Source organism: Sphingomonas sp. G-3-2-10 (assembly GCF_012927115.1).
Lineage (GTDB): Bacteria > Pseudomonadota > Alphaproteobacteria > Sphingomonadales > Sphingomonadaceae > Sphingomonas.
In genome coordinates this window covers 2,248,824-2,270,335 of sequence record NZ_JABBFY010000001.1, presented here as the reverse complement: position 1 = coordinate 2,270,335, position 21,512 = coordinate 2,248,824, and the positions used below count along the sequence as shown (strand labels likewise).

The following is a 21,512-nucleotide window of genomic DNA, read 5'->3' as shown; positions in this document are numbered from 1 at the left end:
TAGAACCAGTGCATCAGCGAGGCCAAGCGCGAAAGCGCGCAGGGGCAGAGCGCGGAGTTATGGAGGAAGTCATGCTCGTCATCGGCAATCACGTGTCGCCCTATGCGCGCAAGGTGCTGGTCGCGCTCGACCTCAAGGGCCTGGACTATGAAGTCGATCCGATCGTGCCCTTTTACGGCACCGACGCGTTCACCCGGGTCAGCCCGCTGCGCCGCATCCCGGTGCTGATCGACGGCGATCTGGTGCTCAACGATTCGACGGTGATCTGCGAATATCTGGATGAAGCTTATCCCGAGCCGCCGCTGATGCCGCGATCACCGGCGGATCGCGCGCGGGCGCGGTGGCTGGAGGAATATGCCGACAGCCGGCTGGGCGATCTGATCATCTGGCGACTGTTCTACGCCCGCATCGTCGGCCCGCGCGTGTTCAAGACCGTGCCGGACGAAGCCGCGATCGCGCAGGTGACCGATGTCGAGCTTCCCGCGGCGCTGGACTGGATCGAAGCGCGCGCGCCGGACGAGGGCTTCCTGTTCGGCAATCTGTGCACGGCGGACATCAGCTACGCTGCATTCTTCCGCAACGCGCTGCTGGCGGGTTGGAGGATCGATCCCGCGCGCTGGCCGCGGACCGCGGCATGGGTCGCGCGAGTTGAAGCGGTGCCGGCCTTCGCTACGAGCATCCGCTACGAGCAGGCGATCGTCGGCGCGCGCGGTCATGAGCGGGCCGATGCCATGCGCGCCGCCGGCGCCCGGATTTCCGCCACCAGCTTTGGCGATGCGACGCCAAAGGGCAGCATCATGCTCCGCTGACATGAAAAAGGGCCGCGCGGGATGCCCGCGCGGCCCTGATTCCGGTATGGCTCTCGCTTAGAAGCGGTAGCCGACGCCCACCAGACCCTGGTGGCGCTTGGTGCCGCCGTCATAGTCCGAATAGCGATATTCGACGCGAGCGACGAGCTTGCCGACATTGGTTTCCGCGCCCACGCCTGCGCGCCAGCCGTCAACATTGTCCGACGTCACGGTGTTGCCCGAAACGGTGCCCACGATGCGGGCGTTGGTGTAGCCGCCCTTGGCGTAGATCATCGAGCGGCCGCCGACCGGAACACCGATGCGCGCGCCGGCGTACAGGTCACGGCCGGCTTCGACGCATGCCGCGCCCGAGCAATATTTGGTGTTCGAGACCGAGGCTTCGAGTTCGCCGCCGATCACGATGTTCGAGAGCTGCTTGTCATAGCCGATAATCACGCCGCCGAGCACGCCCGACGCGGAATCGCCGCTGTCCGTGACGTGATCGATACCGCCGATTGCCGTGACGTGCACGCCGCTGATCGGGGCATCGGCGTCCTGTGCGAAAGCAGGGGTGGCGAGCGTCGCCAGGGCGAGCGAAGTTGCTGCGAGAATACGCATGTAAAGAGTCCTCATTGGTACAGTGTTGGAACGATGGATCGTTCGCCGACGCACCTAGGAGGTCTTTGCTTCGATTTGTAGAAGATTATGCAATCTGCATAAGTGAATTTGCGTAGGTGTGTCTTATTTGCATCACACACCTTCGCATTGTGAACGGTAACTGAATCAACCGTGGCGAATATTTGGCGTGTATCATTGAAATATGACAGTTCCGCACTATGGCGGCCACATTCCGCTATAGCCGCCACATCGCTGAACGGTAGATGAACCGCGCAAAGTTGAATTGCTATTCAGGTTGACCTTGCCCGCGCCGCGCGCCTATCCGAGCGCCGGTTCCAGCGGAGAGTCGTGCCCATGAAGAAGCTCTATCCCAACGCAGAAGCAGCGCTGGAAGGGCTGCTGTTCGACGGCATGACGCTGTGCGCCGGCGGTTTCGGCCTGTGCGGCATCCCCGAGCGGCTGATCGACGCGATCCAGGCGTCGGGCGTGAAGGATCTGACCATCGCCAGCAACAATGCCGGCATCGACGGCGAAGGCCTGGGCAAGCTCCTCCGCAGCCGGCAGGTGAAGAAGATGATCTCCTCCTATGTCGGCGAGAACAAGGAGTTCGAGCGGCAATATCTGGCAGGCGAGCTCGAGGTCGAGTTCTGCCCCCAGGGCACGCTGGCCGAGCGCTGCCGCGCCGGCGGTGCTGGCATTCCCGGCTTCTATACCAAGACCGGCGTCGGCACCCAGGTGGCCGAAGGCAAGGAAGTGAAGGTGTTCGACGGCGAGGAATACATCCTCGAGCGCGGCATCCGCAGCGACGTGTCGATCATCAAGGGCTGGAAGGCCGACGAGAGCGGCAACCTGATCTTCCGCAAGACCGCGCGAAACTTCAACCAGCCGATGGCGACCGCGGGCAGGATTTGCGTCGCCGAAGTCGAGGAAGTGGTGCCGGTCGGCAGCCTCGATCCCGACCAGATCCACTTGCCGGGCATCTATGTGAAGCGGCTGATCGTCGGCAGCCCCTACGACAAGAAGATCGAATTCCGCCTCACGCGCCCGCGCGAGACGGCATGATGCGGCGCTCCGCCGTCCTCGGCCTCGCGCTGACCGCAGCGGTGCCCCTGTCGGGCTGCATCGCGGCGGTGGCGGCGATTCCGCTGGCGGCAGGCGGCGCGATTGCGCGCAAGCAACTCAGCGGCAGCGACGAACGCGCGCAGGAACGCGAGACGCCGGTGGCTTCGCCGTCGCCAACGCCGGGCGCCAGCAGCACGTCGAAGGTCGAGCCGTTCCGCATCGTCGGCGTCGTCAACGCGCCCTTGCCCACGCCCGGCGGCCCCGCGCCGCAGCCGGGCCAGCCCCAGCCGGGCAAGCCGCCGGCGGGGATGCAATATCTCTACGGGTCGGGCGAAGGCGCCGCGATCAGCATCCAGGCCTATCAGGCGCTGTGGCGCTACGTGTCGGACCGGATCGCTGATCGCAAGGCGGGCCTCGATATCCGCGGCGTGATCCTGTCGCCCGAAGGCTCGCTCGAAGTTCCGAAGTTCGTGGCGTGCGGCAAGAAGCCGCTCGCGGTGGTGTTCGACGTGGACGAGACCGTACTGCTCAATCTCGGCTTCGAGGCCGACGATGCGATGCGCGGCACCGGCTATGACGATGCCCGCTGGCGGCGCTGGGAACAGACCGGCGTCGAGAAGGTCGCGCCGGTGCCGGGTGCGGTCGAGACGCTGGACGGGATGCGCCGCGCGGGCGTGACCATCGTGTTCAATTCCAACCGCTCCGAAGCCAATACGGCGCAGACCGTCGCCGCGATCGAAGCGGCGGGGCTGGGCGGCGCGAAGCCGGGCGAAACGCTGTGGCTGCGCGGCGAAGGTCCGGGCCGCAGCGGCAAGGACAGCCGCCGCTGGGAAATCGCCGCCAAATATTGCGTGATCGCGCAGGTCGGCGACCAGCTGGGCGACTTCACCGATCTGTTCAATCCCGGCGGCGTGCCGGTGCCGATCCGCCGCAACATGGCGAGCCAGACGATGATCGCCGCGATGTGGGGATCGGGCTGGTTCCTGTTGCCGAACCCGGTTTATGGCACCGGGCTGCACGGCGGCGTCGACGATATCTTCCCGGCCGACAAGCGCTGGACCGACCCGGCGGACGCCCCGCCGGCGCCGCAGCCTTCGCCCTCGGCCACGCCGGAGACTGCGCAATGAGCGGCCTGAAGAACGACATCGCGCTTCGCGATACCTCGATGCTGGGCGATAAATCGTTCGAGATCGCCCGGCTGTGGGTCACCGATGGCGGCCACAGCACGGTCTTCATCAATGCGCGCCGCCTGCCCGACGCGAAGCAGTTCGGCCTGTTGCTGGCCGATGCGATCGAACATGGCGCGACGGCATATTCGCGCGCGTACGGCCTGACCCACGAGGAAGCGGCGGCCCAGATACTGCAGGGCTTCAACGACGGACGCACGACCCCGCCGGTCAGCGTCGACCTCAATGCCAACGGAGATACCAACTAATGCCCTGGACCCGTGACGAAATGGCCGCCCGCGCTGCCCGTGAGCTGCAGGACGGCTTCTACGTGAACCTCGGCATCGGCATCCCCACGCTCGTGGCGAACCATATCCCGGCGGGCGTCGAAGTGACGCTCCAGTCGGAAAACGGGATGCTCGGCATCGGCCCGTTCCCCTATGAGGACGAAGTCGATCCCGATCTGATCAACGCCGGCAAGCAGACGATCAGCGAACTGCCGCAATCGGCCTATTTCGGTTCGGAGCAGAGCTTCGCGATGATCCGCGGCGGGCATATCGACCTGACCGTGCTGGGTGCGATGGAGATCAGCGAGACCGGCGACATCGCCAACTGGATGATCCCGGGCAAGATGATCAAGGGTATGGGCGGCGCGATGGATCTGGTCGCGGGCGTCAAGAAGATCATCGTCGTGATGGAGCACAACTCCAAGGCCGGCGACCCCAAGTTCATCCCGACCTGCACCCTGCCGCTGACCGGCAAGAATGTGGTCGACATGATCATCACCGATCTGGCGGTGTTCCAGCGTCCCGACCACAATTCGCCGTTCCGGCTGATCGAGCTGGCGCCGGGCGTGACGGCCGAGGAAGTGGCCGCGAAGACGACCGCCAGCTACGACAGCTGACGGCGGCGGCTTGCGGCCGGCTGGATCGTCCGGTCGGCCTTGGCCGGAGCGCCATGCCTGTCGCTTTCCGCACGATCGGATGATCCTCCGATCGGCTTGATCTGGTTGTTTGACGCTACCCCCGGCGAGGCGTAGCCTCTTCAAATGTTTGATGCTTTTCGCCGTCGTTATCTCGATCTGCTGGCGTCGATCTACATCTATAACGAGCATCGCGGCTATACGAGCATCGACCGCGTGCTGGAGGCGGTTCGTGCGCGTTCGCCGGACGACGCCCAGTTGATCGCCGATATCGAAAAGCATCGCGAGGACGAGCGCCGGCATTATGTGATGTTCAAGCGCTGGTTCGAACTGAAGGGCATGATGCCGCTCAAGGTCGATCGCACCTGCGGCCATATCGACCGGTTCGTCGAGATCATGTTCCGCCGGACGATCGACAATCTCGATACCGACCGGATCATCGCCGAGGACGATCAGTTCGAGAAATTGTGCCGCGTCATCTCGCTGACCGAACAGCGCGGGTTCAAGCAGGTCGAAATCCTGCTGAAGCACCCGCTGGTGCGCGACGACAAGGCGATGATGAAGATCTTCCAGATCGTCCATCGCGACGAACCGAGCCACTGGGCGCCCTATGACGGCTGGCTGAAGGCGCATGGCAAGCGCGACCCGAAATGGTGGGAGCGGGGGATCGATACTTTCATCCACTCCGAACTGCTGTTCTTCAAACTGCCTTTGCTGTTCGTGAACCCGTGGCTGAAGCGCCGTACCGACTGGGCGGATGCGAGCGATCCGGTGGCACCTGCCATCGCCTGAAAACGGAAAAGGCCGGGCGATGAAGCCCGGCCCCGAAGTCCTCAGGAACCTAATCCTCGGTACGTGGCGCTCGATTCGCGGAAAATCACGCGCTGGCCAAGTGCGACGAACTACGATGAGTCTTTCTACCTAGAATCGCTTTGGCATGTAACTTTCGCGGCCGCCTTCGTCGATTTTTCGGCGCAGCACGGGTTGATTCAGGTGTGCGATCCGGGCCTCCTGCACGAATGCGAATTCTACTGACAGGATCGTCCGGCTGGCTTGGCCGTTTCCTTGCGCCGATGCTGCGCGAGGCGGGGCATATCGTGACCGGGATGGACGTGGCGCCGGGCGCGGATACCGACATCGTCGGCAGCGTCGCCGACCGGATGCTGGTCCATCGCCTGTTCGGCGACCGGGGCATCGAAGCGGTGATCCACGGCGGCGCGCTGCACAAGCCCGACATCGTGCGCTATCCCCGCCAGGCGTTTATCGACGTCAACGTGACCGGCACGCTCAACCTGCTGGAGGCCGCGGAGCGGGCGGGACATGACCGCTTCATCTTCACCTCCACCACGTCGCTGATGATCACCCAGGCGATCCGCGACGAGCGCGCGGCGCAGGCGGTGTGGCTCGACGAAGCCAGCGGGCCGCTGGAGCCGCGCAACATCTATGGCGTGACCAAGCTGGCCGCGGAGCATCTGTGCCGCCTTGCCTATCTCGAGCATGGCATGGCGTGCATGGTGCTGCGCACCGCGCGCTTCTTCCCCGAGGAAGACGATACGCATCGCGAGCTGACCGGCGCGAACATGAAGGCCAACGAGTTCCTCAACCGCCGCCTGACGGTGGAGGATGCGGCGCGGGCGCATGTGGTGGCGCTGGAAAAGGCGCCGGATATCGGCTTCGGCACCTTCGTGCTTTCCGCGCCGACGCCCTTTTCGCGCGACGACTGCGCCGAACTCAAGGCCGACGCCCCCGCCGTGATCGCGCGATATTTCCCCGACGCGGCCGCGCTTTATGCCCGCAGCGGCTGGCAACTGCCGCGCTCGATCGGGCGGGTTTACGACGCGAGCCTTGCCGAGCGGGTGATGGGATTCCGCTGCGAATCCGGGTTCGCCGAAGTGCTCGACGCGCTGCGCGAGGCGCGGGGGATGCCCTTTGCGCACGATGCGGATTATGTTTCGCCCAAGGAACGGATGGGAGCCCTGTGATGCGCATCCTCAAGAAGATCGGCATCCTGCTCGGAAGCCTCGTCCTGCTCGCTCTCGCGATCCTCTATGGCGGCTCGCAATGGGTGTTGAGCCGCAGCCATGCGACCCCGCTGGAGCAGATTGCGGTGCCCAGGGATGCCGCTTCGATCGCCGAGGGCGGACGGATCGCGCGGGTAATGGGTTGCCGCGATTGCCACGGGCCGAACGGCGAGGGGCTGGTGCTGTTCGAGGACGCGATGATCGGGCGGGTCGCGCCGCCCGCTTTCGCGAAGGTCGCTGCCACCTATAGCGACGCCGAGATCGTTCGCGCGGTGCGGCAAGGCGTCCGGCGCGACGGCACCACCTTGTGGGTCATGCCCAGCGCGGCGCATGCCTATATCGCCGACGAGGATATGGGCCGGATCATCGCGTGGATCCGGACGGTGAAGCCCGGCCCGAAGGACCAGCAGCTCCCGACACGGTTCGGGCCGATGGGGCGGGCGCTGGTGCTTGCCGGTGCATTTCAGGGCAGCGCGCATGACCAGCATGCCGCGCCGAAGAAGCGCCCGGCGGACATGGGGCAATATGTGGTGCAGGCTTCGTGCCTTGGCTGCCATGCGATCGATCGCGAGCGGCCTGCCGACGACGGATCGGGCATGGTGCCGCCGCTGGCGACGGTCGCCGCTGCCTATGAACCCGCGGCATTCCGCAAGCTGCTGCGCACCGGCGTGGGGATGACCAACCGCGATCTCGGCTTGATGCGGATGGCTGCGCTTGGCGGCTTCACCGTGCTGACCGATCCGGAGATCGATGCGATCCACGCCTATCTCAAGAAGCAGGCCGAGGCGCAGCCCGCGCGATAGCTGGGCTTGGCGACGCAAAATTGCGGCGACGCTTGCGGGCGCGCACGATTCGACTAGACCGCGCGCATGGCGAGTCCGCGCACCCTGTATGAGAAGATCTGGGCCGATCATGTGGTCGAGCGTCAGGCTGATGGCACCTGTCTGGTCTATATCGACCGGCACCTTATCCACGAGGTGACGAGCCCGCAGGCGTTCGACGGGCTACGCGCGGCCGGACGCAAGCTGCGCCGGCCCGATCTGACGCTGGCGGTGCCCGACCATAATCTGCCCACCACGGCGCGAGTCGATGCAGCGGGCAACGAACTGCCGATCGCCGATCCGGAAAGCGCGAACCAGCTTTCGGCGCTGCGCCGGAACACGGCCGAGTTCGGCATCCGCTATATCGACGCGACTGCCGCCGAGCAGGGCATCGTCCATGTCATCGGACCGGAACAGGGCTTCACCCTGCCGGGCACCACCTTGGTCTGCGGCGACAGCCATACCTCGGCGCATGGCGCGCTGGGTGCGCTGGCGTTCGGCATCGGCACCAGCGAAGTCGAACATGTCTTCGCCACGCAGACGCTGCTGCTGCGCCAGTCGAAGACGCTGGAGATCCGCGTCGACGGGTCGCTCGGCTTCGGAGTCAGTCCCAAGGACGTGATCCTGGCGATCATCGGCAAGATCGGCGCGGCGGGCGGCACCGGCTATGTCATCGAATTCACCGGCGACGTGATCCGGTCGATGTCGATCGAAGGGCGGCTGACCGTCTCGAACATGTCGATCGAAGGCGGCGCGCGCGCCGGCCTGATCGCGCCGGACGAAACCACCTACGCCTATCTGAAGGGCCGCCCGATGGCGCCGAAGGGCGAGGATTGGGATCGCGCCGTTGCCTATTGGCGCACCCTGCCGACCGATGCCGGCGCACGCTACGATCACAGCGTCCAGCTTCACGCGAACGATATCGCGCCGTCGCTGACCTGGGGCACCAGCCCCGAGGACGTGGTGCCGATCACCGGCGTCGTGCCCGATCCCGAGAGCTTCGCCGATCCCTCCAAGCGCGTCGCGGCGCGCAAGTCGCTCGACTATATGGGCCTGACGCCGGGAACGGCGATGCAGGACGTGCCGATCGAGCATGTCTTCATCGGGTCGTGCACCAACAGCCGGATCGAGGATCTGCGCGCCGCCGCCGCGGTGGTCGAAGGGCGGCATGTGGCGGACGGAATCATCCAGGCGCTGATCGTTCCCGGATCGGGGCTGGTAAAGCGCCAGGCCGAAGCCGAGGGGCTCGATCGCATCTTCAAAGAGGCCGGATTCCAATGGCGTGAGCCCGGCTGCTCGATGTGTCTCGCAATGAATCCCGATAAAGTACCTAGTGGCCAACGTTGTGCTTCCACCTCGAATCGGAATTTTGTAGGAAGGCAGGGTCCGGGGGCCCGGACGCATCTGGTGTCGCCGGCAATGGCCGCGGCAGCAGCAGTAACGGGGCGGCTGACCGACGTCAGGGATCTGGTGACGCGGCAGCCGTGAGTAAGGGGATGCGCAATGAGGCGTGCGCTGTTTTTGCTGGTTGCGGGGACGATTCTGTGTGGCGCGGCGGCGGCCTATTCGGCCACGGCTCGCGCGACCGACGGCCCGAGCAAGATCGAAGCCGGTTCGGCGAAGTTCGCTTCGCGGATCTGACGACGGGCGTTCACTGCCGGATTTCCGCAGGCGTGCTGTCCGCGCGCCGGCCTGCACCCATTTCCAATCCCTGCGGACGCGCCGTGATGGCGCGCGCCGTGCCGCATCCGGAGGTCACCCGCTGATGGAACCCGTCCGCACCGTCCAAGGCCACGCCTATCCCTGGGGCGCGAAGAATATCGACACCGACATCATCATTCCGGCGCACTGGCTGAAGACGACCACGCGCACCGGACTGGGCAAGGGCGCGTTCGAGACGGTGCGCGCCGAGCCCGGCAATATCTTCGACGATCCGCGTTATGCCGGTTCGCCGATCCTGATCGCCGGCGACAATTTCGGCTGCGGGTCGAGCCGCGAACATGCCGCCTGGGCGCTGGCCGATCTGGGTATCAAGGTGGTGATCGCACCGAGCTATTCGGACATCTTCTCTGGCAATGCGTTCAAGAACGGCATCGTCGCCGTGGTGCTGCCGCAGGATGCGATCGACCGGCTGGTCGAAGTCGCGAAGACCGACGAAGTGACCGTCGACCTCGAGACGATGACCGTCACCACGCCCTTTCAGGACCGCTTCGCCTTCGAGATGGACCCGTTCCGCCGCGACTGCCTGATGCAGGGTCTCGACGAGATCGGCTTGACCTTGGCCCGAGATACCGCGATTTCGAAATTCGAGTCGGGTGTCGCTGCTGAACGCCCGTGGATCACGGTTGGGAGCGGACATGAAGGCTTTGCTGTCGAAGGCGCCGGGCGGACCTGAAACTCTAACGCTCGAGGAATTGCCCGATCCCGTGGCCGGCAAGGGCCAAGTGGTGGTCGCGGTGAAGGCCTGTTCGATCAACTTCCCCGACGTCCTGATCATCGAGGACAAATATCAGTTCAAGCCCGCGCGCCCGTTCGCGCCGGGCGGCGAGATCGCGGGCGTGATCGAGAGCGTCGGCGAGGGTGTCGAGGGCTGGGCCGTCGGCGACCGGGTGGTCGCGGTGACTGGGCATGGCGGGCTGGTCGGCAAGATCGCGATCGAGGCGATGCGCCTGTTCCGCCTGCCCGAGGGTCGCAGCTTCGAGGAAGGCGCGGCGCTGCTGCTGACCTATGCCACGACGATCCACGCGCTGGTCGATCGCGGGCATCTGAAGGAAGGCCATACGCTGCTGATCCTCGGCGCGGCGGGCGGCGTCGGGCTGGCGGCGATCGAGCTGGGCAAGGCGTTCGGCGCCCGGGTGGTCGCGGCGGTCTCGTCGCAAGCCAAGGCCGAAGCGGCGAAGGCGGCCGGCGCGGACGTGACGATCGTCTATCCGCGCGCACCGTTCGACAGGGATCAGAGCAAGGCGCTGGCCGAACAGTTCAAGGCAGCGGTCGGCCCGGCGGGCGCGGATGTGATCTACGATCCGGTCGGCGGCGACTATGCCGAGCCTGCGCTGCGGTCGATCGCCTGGGAAGGGCGCTATCTGGTCGTCGGCTTCCCGGCGGGCATCCCGAAACTGCCGCTCAACCTGACGCTGCTGAAGAGCTGCGATGTGTGCGGCGTGTTCTGGGGCGCGTTCGCGGCGCGGGATCCGAAGGCCAATCAGGCGCATGTCGATCACCTTTTCCGCCTGTGGAGCGAGGGCAGGATCGCGCCGAGCGTGACCGAGGTGTTCGCCCTGGCCGATGGCGGCAAGGCGATCGCGAAGATGGCCGCGCGCGACGCGATCGGAAAGCTGGTGGTGAAGGTGGCGGACTAGTGCGGACTCTGACCGTCTGAGAGGTTGCCCTACCGGCATCGCCCTCCTATCTCGGGCCAAACCAACGCTCAGGGGTAGTCATGACCAGTTTCGACGATCGCGAAAAGGCATTCGAGGCGAAGTACGCCCGGGACGAGGACATGGCGTTCCGCATCACCGCGCGCCGCAACCGTCTGGTCGGCCAGTGGGCCGCGGCGCAGATGGGCCTGACCCCGGAAGAGACCGACGCCTATGCCAAGGCTGTGGTGCAGGCCGACTTCGAGGAAGCCGGCGACGAAGACGTGATCCGCAAGCTGCTGGGCGATCTGCTCGCGGCCGGCGTCGAGACCGATGACGCCGCCGTGCGCCGCGCGCTCGACGAGCAGACCGTCGAAGCCCGCCGCCAGCTGATGGAAGCCAAGTAACATGCCGATGGCCGCGGCCGAGATCGAGGATCTGATCCGCGCGGGCATCCCCGATGCCCGCGTCGAGATCACCGACCTTGCCGGCGATGGCGATCATTATGCGGCACGCGTCGTCGCTCCCATGTTCAAGGGGATGCCGCGCGTACGGCAGCATCAGGCAGTATATGCGGCGCTGGGCGGGCGCATGGGCGGCGTGCTCCACGCTCTCCAGCTCACCACCGAAGCGCCGGCCGAGGAGTAAGACAAATGAGCGACGACACGCAGGCCCGCATCCAGGAGCTCGTCGATTCGAACGACGTGTTGCTGTTCATGAAGGGCAGCCCGCTGTTTCCCCAGTGCGGCTTTTCGAACCGCGCCATCTCGATCCTCAATCATCTCGGCGTCGAATTCGAAAGCGTCGACGTGCTGCAGGATCAGGGCGTCCGCCAGGGCATCAAGGCGTTTTCGGACTGGCCGACCATCCCCCAGCTCTATGTGAAGGGGGAGTTCGTCGGCGGATCGGACATCATGATGGAAATGTACGAATCCGGCGAGCTGTCGCAGCTATTCACCGACAAGGGCGTTGTGCAATCGGCATAACGTCACGGAGTCGGGACGGGTTTGAGTATCGAAAGCAGCGCCGCGTTCCGGGCGCATCGTTCATTGCTGATCTGCGATCTGACGCAGAGCTATTCGTCCAGTGCGGGCGGCGGGATCAGCACCTATTTGCGTGAAAAGCGCGATTATGTGCTCCGGTCCACGCCGCACCGTCTGCTGCAGATCGTGCCGGGTCCCGAGGACCGGGTGATCGAGCGGGGCCGGCACATCTTCGCTCAGGTTCGCGCTGGGCAGGTGCCGGGCAGCCCCGATTACCGGTTCATCCTGCGCACCGGCAAGGTCCGCGCGCTGCTGGCGCGATTCCGGCCCGACGTGATCGAATCGCTGTGTCCGTGGCTGCTGCCCTGGAGCGCGGTGCATCATCGCCGCTACTTCCCGCAGACCGCGCTGGTCGCGGGATACCGCACCGATTTTCCCAATGCCCATGTCTATCGCGTCGGCGCCGAACTATTCGGTGAGACCCCGGCGCGGCTGCTGCGCGACCTGGCCTATCGCTACGCGGCGCGGCTCTACCGCGAGTTCGACTGGGTTTACACGCTGAGCGACGATGCCCGTGCGCGCCTGGCGGCGCTGGGGATCGACCGCACCAGCCGGTTGCCGCTCGGTGTGGATGCCGCGGTGTTCACGCCCGAAGCGCGCGATCCCGGTTACCGGGCGTCACTTGGGTTGCCCGAGACCGGGCCGCTGCTGATCTATGCCGGACGGATCGACAACGAGAAGCGCGCCGACCTGTTGCTCGCGATGTTCCGCCGCCTGCCGCGCGAGCTTGGCGCGTCGATGGTTATGGTGGGCGACGGCAAGCTGCGCGCGAAGCTGATCGAGGAAAGCCGAGGCCTGCCGGTCGTGTTCCCCGGCTTCGTGCAGGACCGCGCGGGGCTGGCGCGGGCGCTGGCGTCGTCGGACATCTACGTCTCGGGCATGGCCGACGAGACGTTCGGCATCTCGGTGATCGAGGCGCAGGCCTGCGGGTTGCCGGTGGTGGGCGTCGCCGGCGGCGCGATGCCCGATCGCGTTCCCTCCGGGCTGGGGCTGCTCGGACCGCCGGGCGACGCCGCCGCAATGGCGGCGAATGTCGCGACGCTGTGGCGTGGCGATCATAATGCGATGGGCGCGCGGGCACGCGAAGCGGCGACGCGCGACTATTGCTGGCAGCGGACCTTCTCGCAATTGTTCGACCGCATCTATCCCGCGGCGATGCGACGTGCCGCCCGCCGCGTCCGCGCGGGGCACTATGTCGCCGGACAGGTGCTTCCGGCGGGGACGTAGCTGTAGCGCAGCGACTGGGTGCCGCGGCGCGCGCGGAAGCGTTTGCCGTCGATCGCCGTCCCCGTGCAGCGGGCAGCGCCTTCATGCCATAGTCCCGCATCCTTGCCCGCGGGGTGACACTGCACCCGGTGGGTCGCGGGCATGCACAGCGTGAGCCCGGCCGGTATCGCGACCGTCGCGGACCAGCCCTTCGATGGCACGCTCAGCGTGCCGCCGGCGGGAATCGCGGGCTTGGGTGCGGCCTTGGCTTCACTCCATTTCGCGACCCGCGCCTCGACATCCTTGTAGCGGTCGCCGAACCAGCCGGTCAGCGTCACGCGATCCTTCTGCGCCTGCGCCACCACCGCGAGATCGGCGTCGGTCAGCGGTTCGTTCCGTTCCAGCTTGCCGCGAATCTCGCGAAGTTGCGCGGCCTGGGCTTCGTTGCGGCGCTTCTCCATCAGCGTTTCGAGCCGGGCGAGTTCCTCGTCCTGCGGCCGTCCGGTGCGCAGCCATGCGGGGATGCCCAGCGCGGCGAGCATCCGTTCGGGGATCAGCATGTTGCTCACCGCGATCGTCAGCGCGAGCAGGGGCAGGGCGATGAACACGAACGTCTCGACCCTGGGGGCCAGCCGCCCGAACAGCCACATCGCCAGCACCACTACCGGCGCCAGCACGATGAAGGGCAGTGACGATCCCAGTGAGCGGTCCCCCGGCGCCAGCGCGAACAGCAGCAGCGGGATCAGGAAGGCCAGAAATATCCGCCCGAGGATCTTCGCATAGCCAAGCAGGGCATTGCCCGCGGCTCCCATGTCGCGGATCACCGCGACGCCCCCGCCCACTGCGAGCATCCCCGCGACATGCACCGGCTGGAGAAAGGCGTAGATCGCGCCCAGCCCGAACAGGGCGATCAGGATGTAGTTGACCCAGAGCAGGCCCCAGCTGCGGAACAGTGCGCCGAGGAACAGCATCAGCAACAGCCCCGCGACGATCAGCAGGATGCGCATGTGCAGCCGTTGGACCGACACGCCGACCGCTTCGATTGCCTCGCCCGCTTCGATCTTCGCCTTGCCCAGCATCCTGAGCGCGCCGGCCTTTGCCGACGCCGCAAGGCCCTTGCCCGGCGCGAGCGGCGGGCCGGCCTGCGGCTGAGTCGCGGGAAGATCGGTCATTGCTTGCCCCCACCATGATCCGAACCTGCGTACACCAGCAGGTACGATTTGCGGAAGGGGAGAGGGGGAAGCCCGGGGCGGGCGGGTCGACGCGAGACCGTTGAAGCTGGTCGACCCGCCCTGAATGAAGCGCTGAACGCTCGGGGTGCCTTATACTCTGCAGAAGGCGTGCCAGTTGTGGCCAGTGGCGGAGTACCGCGGGTTACGATGGTTAACGTCACTTGCGGCATGATGAAGGTTGTAAAGCCGTCCGACATTTCAGGCTCCACCCGCCACAAATGCCCAGTCCTGAACGGCTGACAGATTTCGTTCAGCCAGCATTCACGCTTGCGATTACAGATGTAATCAACGATTACAGACGTAGTCATTAAGAGGGCGAAATGACCGAACGGATCAGCGACGCGGAACATGCCGTGATGGAAGTGTTGTGGGACAAGTCCCCGCTCACTGCGCAGGAAGTGGCCGAACGCGTGCCCGCCGAACGCGGCTGGAGCGCCAACACGGTCAAGACCCTGCTGGGCCGGCTGCTCGCCAAGGACGTGATCGCGCATCAGGAAGAGGGGCGGCGCTATCTGTACCGCCCGCTGGTCGAGCGCGCCGACTATGTCGCGGGCGAATCGCGCAAGCTGATGGACCGGCTGTTCGGCGGCAAGCTGACCCCGCTGGTCGCGCATCTCGCCGAGCGTGACGAGATCACCGATCAGGATATTGCTGAGATCGAGGCGCTGCTGAAGGATCTCAAGTCATGATGGCCCCTGGAATCATGAGCTGGGTCTTCGAAACCTTCGTCGCCACCACCTTGCTGATGGTGCTGGTGCTGCTGCTCCGGGGACCCGTCCGCCGGGCGTTCGGGCCGACCATGGCCTATGCGCTGTGGCTGTTGCCGGTGATCCGGCTGGCGTTGCCGCCGCTGGAGGGCGAATGGCAATTGACCAGCTTCCTCGAGCCGTTGACCCGCGAGGCGGTGGATGGCCCCGGCGTGGCGATGGGCGTGCTCAACGCCGATACGATGCCCGTCGAGCTGGCGCATAGCGCCGTGGCGCAGGGCACGATCGAGATTGCGGGCAGCCATGCGAATTTCGCGGTGGTGCCGCCCGTCGCGGTCGAGAACGGTCCCACGATCTTCATGCTGCTGCTCGGCGTGTGGGCGATCGGGGCGCTGGGCTTCCTCGCCTATCATCTGATCGCGCACAGCCGCTTCTGCGCGAAATTGCTCAGCCGGGCGCGGGTCGATCGCACCGTGGCAGAGGGCAAGGTGCGCGTGATCGAGACCGATGCGGCGCACGGTCCGCTCGCCTTCGGCATCTGGCGCAAATATGTCGCCTTTCCGCGCGATTTCTCGGAGCGCTACGACGAGCAGGAGCGCGATCTCGCGCTGGCCCATGAGCTGGGACACCATGTCCGCGGCGATCTGATCGCCAACTGGGTCGCCCTGATCGTGCTTGCCCTGCATTGGTTCAACCCGGTCGCCTGGAGGGCCTTCCGCGCCTTTCGCGCCGATCAGGAAATGGCCTGCGACGCGCTTGTGCTCGCCGGCCGCGAAGCCGCGCTGCGCCATGCCTATGGGCGCGCAATCGTCAAGTCCGCGCATGGGGGTGCGGTCTCGGCGGCATGTCATCTGCACACGATAAATGAAGTCAAAGGGAGGTTACGCATGCTTTCGAAGACCAACAGGAATTCGCCGCTCCGCCTGATCGTCGGCACGCTGGGTCTGGGCGGCCTGTCCGCCGCCGCGCTGGGGCTGACCGCCTCGGGCAGCCAGGCGGCCGAGCAGATCACCTCGAAGGTCGAGGCCGCGACCGGCATCGTCCTGACCGCTCAGGACGCTCCGCCGCCGCCCAAGGCGCCGGCTGCTGCTCCTGAGGCGCCTGCTGCACTTGCTCAGGACGCCCCCGCGGCGCCGGATGCGCCCAAGGTCGAGCGCCGGGTCTATACCTACACCTATACCAGCGACGGCAAGGAAGACGCCAAGGGCAAGGATGGCAAGCCGCACCGCGTGGTGATGGTTCGCCGCGATGGCGGCGACCGGGTCGAGATGCCGAGCGAAGCCGAGATCGCCGCGATGATCCCGGACATCCAGTCGGGCGACTGCAAGTCGGGCGACGGCAATGGCGAGATGGTGATCGACCGCCCGGCCCGCGACGGCAAGAAGCATGTCGTGATCATCTGCACCAATCGCGTGTCGCATGTCGCGATGGCCGAGGGCGAGCGCGCCCGGGTCCGCGCCGGCGAAGCCCGGGTGATTGCACTCCGCGCCCGTGACTCCGGCCTGCGCAGCGCGCTGCTGGGCCTGCGCCACGCGCGCACCTCGATCGAGCGCGACACCACGCTCTCGCCCGACAAGAAGCGCGAAGCGCTGCGCGGCATCGATGAAGCGATCGCGCAGGTCGAGAAGGATGCGAAAGACAAGGATTAAGGGTTAGCGATTGATCCCCTGCGGGATCGATCCGGGACCGGCTCTTCGGGGAGGGGAGACGGTCCCAACCAAGGGGGAGGCATTCGGGATATTGCCCCTTTCACGGATGCCTCCAGACGGGGCCGGCTGCTCTCCTTCGCAGCCGGCCCCGTCTAACGTTCCGGCCCCGCTCTTGTCTTCGCGGGCGCAAGCGGCCACATCCACGGCATGATCGATGCTCCGACCGGCGTGGCGCAAGCGCTCGATGCCCTGGTGACGCGGATCATCGCGCCCAATCCCTCGCCCTATACCTATACCGGCACCGAGACCTATCTGGTCGGCACCAGCGATCTCGCGGTGATCGATCCGGGTCCCGACGAGCCCGCGCATCTCGACGCGCTGATGCAGGCGATCGCCGGCCGCCCGGTCGTGGCGATCCTGTGCACCCACACCCATCGCGACCACAGCCCCGCCGCCGCGCCGCTCAAGGTGCTGACCGGTGCGCCGATCATCGGCTGCGCGCCGCTGGCGCTGAGCGATAGCGGGCCGCGCGCCGATGCGGCGTTCGACCGCGACTATGCGCCGGATCGGGTGCTGGCCGATGGCGAGACGCTGTCGGGTGAAGGCTGGACGATCGAAGCAGTGGCCACGCCGGGACATACTTCGAACCATCTCTGCTACGCCCTGCGCGAGAATGGCGCATTGTTCACCGGCGATCATGTGATGGGCTGGTCGACGACCGTGATCGCTCCGCCCGACGGCGACATGGCGATGTTCATGGAGAGCCTCGCCAAGCTGATGGCGCGCGAGCAGGACAGGATCTACTATCCCGCGCATGGCGATCCGGTGGAGAAGCCGCATCGCTTCGTCCGCGGGCTGATCGGGCACCGCAAGCAACGCGAAGGGCAGATACTGCGTTTGCTGAAGGAGGAGGTGACCGAGATCCCCGCTATGGTCGCACGCATGTATGTCGGGCTCGATCCGCGGCTGAACGGCGCCGCGGCGCGATCGGTGGAGGCGCACCTGATCGATCTGCGCGCGCGCGGTATCGTGCAGGGGGAGGGCGACACATGGAAGATGGCGGCGTGACCGAACGCAGGCGCGGCAGCGGCATCGGTGGCTGTATCAATGCGCTGATCCTTGCCCTGCTGATCCTTGCCGCGATCGCGGCGGGCTTCTGGTTCCTTGGCGACAGCCTGAAGAAACGTTTTCTCTCGCCTGATCCGGTGACGGTGGCGTCGTCGAGCCTGCAGGGGCTGCGCGAGCAGAACCGGCTTTCGACCTTTGCCGCGCGCTATGTCGCGGTGGTGACTTCGAAGCAGAGCCGGCTGGGCCTGACCGCGCAGAAGACGCTGATCATGCCCGGCAGTGTCCGCTACGAAGTCGATCTGTCGAAGCTGAAGGACAGCGATGTGAGCTGGGACGCGGGCAGCAACACGCTGACCGTGATCCTGCCGCCGGTCGAAGTGATCGGCCCCGATGTCGATATCGACCAGATCCGCGAATATGGCGAAGGCGGCATCCTGATGTCGCTGACCGACGCCGAGGAGAAGCTCGACGCTGCGAACCGTCAGGCCGCGCGGGCCGAACTGGTGCGCCAGGCGCGCGAGCCCGTGCCGATGCGGATGGCGCGCGACGCGACCCGGCGCGCGGTGGAGAACAACTTCCTGCTGCCGCTGCGCGCCGCCGGGCTGAGCCCGACTGTCGTCGTGCGCTTCGCCGACGAGGGCGATCGCAGCAACCGCGAGATATGGGATATGTCGCGGCGTCCCGAGGACGTGTTGGCAAACCGGAACTAGCCGGGCACAGTCTCCTCGATCGGCATCGCGATCCGAGGGGGATTTGATGGCAACGCTTATCGATACCGTGCGGGACCTGCCGCGCGACCAGCGATTTTTCCTGCGGGTCGCGGTCGCGATGGCAATCGTGATGGTCGCGGGATTCTCGCTGCAGGCGGCGATGGGCCGGTCCAGCTTCGGCGCACCGCTGCACATCCATGTCCATGCGGTGTTCTTCTTCGGCTGGGTGCTGATCTACCTGCTCCAGAATATTCTCGTCTCGCGTGACAATCTGGCGCTGCACCGGCGGCTGGGCTGGATCGCGGTGGGCTGGGCGGTCGCGATGGTCCCTATCGGCATCTATACCACGGTGGTGATGGTCCAGCGCGGGGCCGCGCCCTTCTTCTTCCTGCCGGCCTATTTCCTCGTCATGAACGCGCTGATGGTGCTGACTTTTGCCGGTTTCGTCGCCGCGGCCGTGATCAACCGGCGGCGCACGGCGTGGCATCGGCGGCTGATCTATTGCGGCATGGCGGTGCTCACTGCGCCGGCGTTTGGCCGCCTGCTTCCCGCACCGCTGATGATCCCCAATGTCGGCTGGGGCGTGTTTGCGGCGATAATGATCTGGCCGGTCGTCGGAATTCTCGCTGATCTGATGCGCGCTGGCCGGGTACATCCCGCATGGTGGTGGGGCGTCGCGGCGATGATCGCGATGCAGCTGGCAATCGAGACGATCGGGAATGGCGGAGCGGGCATCGCGCTCTACGAAGCCATAACCGACGGCACGCCGGGCGCGACGGTGGCGCCGCTGGCATATCCGCCTTTCCCGCCCCTATAGCCTCTGTGCCTTGATCCGGGGGGCTGGGCGGGCCATGTGCAGGCCCGGCAACTAGAGGATCGAAGATGGACGCTCGTAACGGTATCGGTGGCAGCCTGACGGGGCTCGACCTGCGCGCCGAGATCGACCGGCTGCGCAAGGAGCGCAACGCCGTGATCCTCGCCCATTATTACCAGAAGCCCGAGCTTCAGGACATTGCCGACTTTGTCGGCGACAGCCTCGACCTGAGCCGGAAGGCGGCGGATACAGACGCCGAAGTGATCGCCTTTTGCGGCGTGCGCTTCATGGCCGAGACCGCCAAGGTGCTCAGCCCGCAGAAGATCGTCGTGCTGCCCGACATGAATGCCGGGTGCAGCCTCGAGGACAGCTGCCCGCCCGAGCAGTTCGCCGCGTTCCGCGCGCAGCATCCCGATCACATCGCGCTGACCTACATCAACTGCTCGGTCGAGGTGAAGGCGCTGTCCGACATCATCGTCACCAGCTCGTCGGCCGAAAAGATCATTGCGCAGATCCCGAAGGACCAGAAGATCATCTTCGGGCCTGACAAGCATCTCGGCGGCTATATGAACCGCCGCACCGGGCGCGACATGCTGCTGTGGCCGGGCGTGTGCATCGTCCATGAGGCGTTCAGCGAAACCGAGCTGCTCAAGCTCAAGGCGCAGCATCCCGACGCGCCGGTCGCGGCGCATCCCGAATGCCCGCCGCACGTGCTCGACCATGCCGATTATGTCGGCGCGACCAGCGGTATCCTGGAGTTCGCCAAGACCTTCCCCGGCGAGACGCTGATCGTCGCGACTGAGCCGCACATCATCCACCAGATGCAGAAAGCGGTGCCGCACAAGCAGTTCATCGGCGCGCCCGGCGCGGACGGGAACTGCAACTGCAACATCTGCCCCTACATGGCGCTCAACACGATGGAGAAGCTCTACCTCGCGCTGCGCGATCTGGAGCCGCGCATCGAGATCGAGGAAGGACTGCGCCTCAAGGCGAAGACCAGCCTCGACCGGATGCTGGCGATGGCCAGCGGCACGGTGGGGATGGGCGATCTGGGACCGCTGAGGGTATCCGGCGACTGATCCACGGTACGGGGAGGGCGCGGGATGAGGCGGCTGACGATCGCGGCAATGCTGTTGCTGGCCGGATGCGGCGGCGGCACGCCCGCTTCCAATACGACGACCCCGCCCGATGCGGCTCCCCCCGCCAATAGCGTTGCGGCCGCGCCGGCCGCGCCGGTTCCGGCCCGCGCGACCTGCCCCGAATGGCATCCGCCCGAGGATGGCGAGGATTATGGGCTGATGCTCGAATCACCGCTGCCCGTCCCCGCGGATTTTCGCGACGTGGCGAGCGCCAGCACGACGGTGATGACGGTGCAGGGCCTGTCGGGCACGCCGGTCTGCGTGCGGCTGGGCTGGATCACCGAAGCGAGCGATTTCTGGCTGAGCGCCGACAAGCGCTTCCTCGGCTTCACCCGCAACGGGTATGAATCGTTCGGCCACATCCTGGTCGATCGCAGCGGCAAGGGACAGGAGATCGAGACCGGCGAGATGCCTGTCTTCTCGCAGGACCGCACGCTGTTCGCGGCGGCGCAGGTCGACCCCAGCGGCTGGGGCGGGCTGGAGGGGATCGGCGTGTGGGAAGTGCATCCCTCGGGCGTGACCGAGCTCGCGAGGATCGTGAAGGACGTGCCCGACGGCGAGTGGGAAGTCGACGAGGTTGGCCCGGGCCGGTGCGTTGCGCTGAGCTACACCGCGCGCGAATCCGGCGATGGCGACAAGGGCGCGCTGTCATCCGCGCCGTATCGGCTCAGCCCCAGGGACGGGAAATGGGTGCTGGAGCGGAATGGCGCCTGCGCGCGGGAAGCGCGCTAGCCTCAGTCGTTCGGGAACATGAAGGGCAGATAGGGATCGAGGCCGGCTTCGTCCCGTGACGGTTCGAGCCGGGCGGCGATGCGTTCGAGCAGTGCGCGGGCCGGGGTATCCGCTTGCGCCATCAGCGCCTCGATCAGCGCGGCGCGTTCCTGAGGGGCGACCTCTCCCATCTCCGCGGCGAGCGCGCCGATCACCCATTCCCACGCTTCGATGCGGGCCGGAGTTGCGCGGACGGTACACTGTAACATCCGCGTCCTTCACCAGCCGAACATGTCCGGTATTTTTCCGGCGCTTGTCCGGAAGGCGTGACTGGGACGAGTTGGTGCGCGCCGACTCCGATCGCTTGAAACAATACCCATTTCGGCATCGATATGGCCTCGGCGCCGGATTTCAGATGTTTCGGGAGCATCGCTCGCAAACCGCCGGATGGAAGGAATATCGGCCGGATTTCGAGCTAC

The 21,512-nt window shown here is 66.1% G+C and carries 26 protein-coding genes; 23 read left to right on the top strand and 3 right to left on the bottom strand.

The annotated features are described in order from the left end of the window. The first annotated feature begins 71 nt into the window (after window positions 1-71). Window positions 72-809 (top strand): glutathione S-transferase family protein, encoded by a 738-nt coding sequence (locus tag HHL13_RS11315; RefSeq protein WP_206376904.1) that lies wholly within the window; start codon window positions 72-74, stop codon window positions 807-809. 57 nt (window positions 810-866) lie between these two features. On the opposite strand, the gene HHL13_RS11310 is transcribed toward HHL13_RS11315, so the two are convergent. Next, a complete protein-coding gene (locus tag HHL13_RS11310) occupies window positions 867-1,406 on the bottom strand; it encodes an outer membrane beta-barrel protein (RefSeq protein WP_169555758.1) in 540 nt (179 codons plus the stop codon). A 354-nt stretch (window positions 1,407-1,760) separates the two neighbouring features. On the opposite strand from HHL13_RS11310, the gene HHL13_RS11305 reads away from it, so the two are divergent. From HHL13_RS11305 to HHL13_RS11235, 15 genes are all read left to right on the top strand, one after another. Beyond that, window positions 1,761-2,468 carry a CoA transferase subunit A gene (locus HHL13_RS11305; protein WP_169555757.1) on the top strand — a complete coding sequence of 236 codons (708 nt, stop codon included), beginning with the start codon at window positions 1,761-1,763 and terminating at the stop codon, window positions 2,466-2,468. After that, complete coding sequence (locus tag HHL13_RS11300) at window positions 2,465-3,595, top strand: HAD family acid phosphatase (protein WP_240953685.1); 1,131 nt, start codon at window positions 2,465-2,467, stop codon at window positions 3,593-3,595. Before HHL13_RS11305 ends, HHL13_RS11300 begins: the two co-directional genes overlap by 4 nt. After that, complete coding sequence (locus HHL13_RS11295) at window positions 3,592-3,903, top strand: DUF5076 domain-containing protein (protein WP_169555756.1); 312 nt, start codon at window positions 3,592-3,594, stop codon at window positions 3,901-3,903. Before HHL13_RS11300 ends, HHL13_RS11295 begins: the two co-directional genes overlap by 4 nt. After that, window positions 3,903-4,538, top strand: coding sequence for a CoA transferase subunit B (locus tag HHL13_RS11290; RefSeq protein WP_169555755.1), 636 nt, complete (start codon window positions 3,903-3,905; stop codon window positions 4,536-4,538). The genes HHL13_RS11295 and HHL13_RS11290 overlap by 1 nt, the downstream gene beginning before the upstream one ends. A 144-nt stretch (window positions 4,539-4,682) precedes the next feature. Beyond that, window positions 4,683-5,348, top strand: coding sequence for a ferritin-like domain-containing protein (locus HHL13_RS11285; protein WP_169555754.1), 666 nt, complete (start codon window positions 4,683-4,685; stop codon window positions 5,346-5,348). A gap of 227 nt (window positions 5,349-5,575) precedes the next feature. Beyond that, window positions 5,576-6,538: an NAD(P)-dependent oxidoreductase gene (locus tag HHL13_RS11280; RefSeq protein WP_169555753.1), complete on the top strand. Its 963-nt coding sequence runs from the start codon at window positions 5,576-5,578 to the stop codon at window positions 6,536-6,538. Then, complete coding sequence (locus HHL13_RS11275) at window positions 6,538-7,380, top strand: c-type cytochrome (protein ID WP_169555752.1); 843 nt, start codon at window positions 6,538-6,540, stop codon at window positions 7,378-7,380. The genes HHL13_RS11280 and HHL13_RS11275 overlap by 1 nt, the downstream gene beginning before the upstream one ends. Before the next feature lie 66 nt (window positions 7,381-7,446). Continuing rightward, entirely contained in the window at window positions 7,447-8,886 is a 1,440-nt protein-coding gene (leuC, locus tag HHL13_RS11270; protein WP_169555751.1) for a 3-isopropylmalate dehydratase large subunit, read from the top strand. Between the two features lie 15 nt (window positions 8,887-8,901). After that, window positions 8,902-9,039 (top strand): hypothetical protein, encoded by a 138-nt coding sequence (locus tag HHL13_RS11265; RefSeq protein WP_169555750.1) that lies wholly within the window; start codon window positions 8,902-8,904, stop codon window positions 9,037-9,039. Between the two features lie 124 nt (window positions 9,040-9,163). Then, complete coding sequence (gene leuD / locus HHL13_RS11260) at window positions 9,164-9,793, top strand: 3-isopropylmalate dehydratase small subunit (protein WP_169555749.1); 630 nt, start codon at window positions 9,164-9,166, stop codon at window positions 9,791-9,793. After that, window positions 9,756-10,757: an NADPH:quinone oxidoreductase family protein gene (locus tag HHL13_RS11255; protein WP_206376903.1), complete on the top strand. Its 1,002-nt coding sequence runs from the start codon at window positions 9,756-9,758 to the stop codon at window positions 10,755-10,757. The genes leuD and HHL13_RS11255 overlap by 38 nt, the downstream gene beginning before the upstream one ends. Before the next feature lie 80 nt (window positions 10,758-10,837). Further along, window positions 10,838-11,161 (top strand): DUF1476 domain-containing protein, encoded by a 324-nt coding sequence (locus tag HHL13_RS11250; protein WP_169555748.1) that lies wholly within the window; start codon window positions 10,838-10,840, stop codon window positions 11,159-11,161. Window position 11,162: 1 nt separating this feature from the next. Continuing rightward, on the top strand, window positions 11,163-11,402 hold the full coding sequence (locus HHL13_RS11245; protein ID WP_169555747.1) for a BolA family transcriptional regulator: 240 nt from the start codon (window positions 11,163-11,165) through the stop codon (window positions 11,400-11,402). A gap of 5 nt (window positions 11,403-11,407) precedes the next feature. Next, window positions 11,408-11,740 (top strand): Grx4 family monothiol glutaredoxin, encoded by a 333-nt coding sequence (gene grxD / locus HHL13_RS11240; protein ID WP_169555746.1) that lies wholly within the window; start codon window positions 11,408-11,410, stop codon window positions 11,738-11,740. Window positions 11,741-11,761: 21 nt separating this feature from the next. Then, window positions 11,762-13,024, top strand: a complete 1,263-nt coding sequence (locus HHL13_RS11235; RefSeq protein WP_240953684.1) for a glycosyltransferase — start codon at window positions 11,762-11,764, stop codon at window positions 13,022-13,024. Here HHL13_RS11235 and HHL13_RS11230 read toward each other — a convergent pair. Further along, the gene (locus tag HHL13_RS11230; RefSeq protein WP_169555745.1) at window positions 12,988-14,175 is read right to left on the bottom strand and encodes a hypothetical protein; all 1,188 of its coding nucleotides are present in this window, start codon (window positions 14,173-14,175) and stop codon (window positions 12,988-12,990) included. The genes HHL13_RS11235 and HHL13_RS11230 overlap by 37 nt on opposite strands. Window positions 14,176-14,555: 380 nt before the next feature. On the opposite strand from HHL13_RS11230, the gene HHL13_RS11225 reads away from it, so the two are divergent. From HHL13_RS11225 to HHL13_RS11195, 7 genes are all read left to right on the top strand, one after another. After that, window positions 14,556-14,924, top strand: a complete 369-nt coding sequence (locus tag HHL13_RS11225) for a BlaI/MecI/CopY family transcriptional regulator (protein WP_169555744.1) — start codon at window positions 14,556-14,558, stop codon at window positions 14,922-14,924. After that, window positions 14,921-16,591, top strand: a complete 1,671-nt coding sequence (locus tag HHL13_RS11220) for a M56 family metallopeptidase (protein ID WP_169555743.1) — start codon at window positions 14,921-14,923, stop codon at window positions 16,589-16,591. Before HHL13_RS11225 ends, HHL13_RS11220 begins: the two co-directional genes overlap by 4 nt. Before the next feature lie 207 nt (window positions 16,592-16,798). Beyond that, window positions 16,799-17,659, top strand: coding sequence for an MBL fold metallo-hydrolase (locus HHL13_RS11215; protein WP_169555742.1), 861 nt, complete (start codon window positions 16,799-16,801; stop codon window positions 17,657-17,659). Next, entirely contained in the window at window positions 17,641-18,369 is a 729-nt protein-coding gene (locus HHL13_RS11210) for a DUF4230 domain-containing protein (protein WP_169555741.1), read from the top strand. Before HHL13_RS11215 ends, HHL13_RS11210 begins: the two co-directional genes overlap by 19 nt. Window positions 18,370-18,415: 46 nt before the next feature. Continuing rightward, on the top strand, window positions 18,416-19,186 hold the full coding sequence (locus HHL13_RS11205) for a hypothetical protein (RefSeq protein WP_169555740.1): 771 nt from the start codon (window positions 18,416-18,418) through the stop codon (window positions 19,184-19,186). A gap of 65 nt (window positions 19,187-19,251) precedes the next feature. Then, the gene (nadA, locus tag HHL13_RS11200; protein ID WP_169555739.1) at window positions 19,252-20,262 is read left to right on the top strand and encodes a quinolinate synthase NadA; all 1,011 of its coding nucleotides are present in this window, start codon (window positions 19,252-19,254) and stop codon (window positions 20,260-20,262) included. A 24-nt stretch (window positions 20,263-20,286) separates the two neighbouring features. Further along, window positions 20,287-21,054 (top strand): hypothetical protein, encoded by a 768-nt coding sequence (locus HHL13_RS11195; RefSeq protein ID WP_169555738.1) that lies wholly within the window; start codon window positions 20,287-20,289, stop codon window positions 21,052-21,054. A 2-nt stretch (window positions 21,055-21,056) separates the two neighbouring features. Here HHL13_RS11195 and HHL13_RS11190 read toward each other — a convergent pair whose 3' ends face one another. Further along, window positions 21,057-21,302: a hypothetical protein gene (locus tag HHL13_RS11190; RefSeq protein WP_169555737.1), complete on the bottom strand. Its 246-nt coding sequence runs from the start codon at window positions 21,300-21,302 to the stop codon at window positions 21,057-21,059. Between the last annotated feature and the right edge of the window lie 210 nt (window positions 21,303-21,512).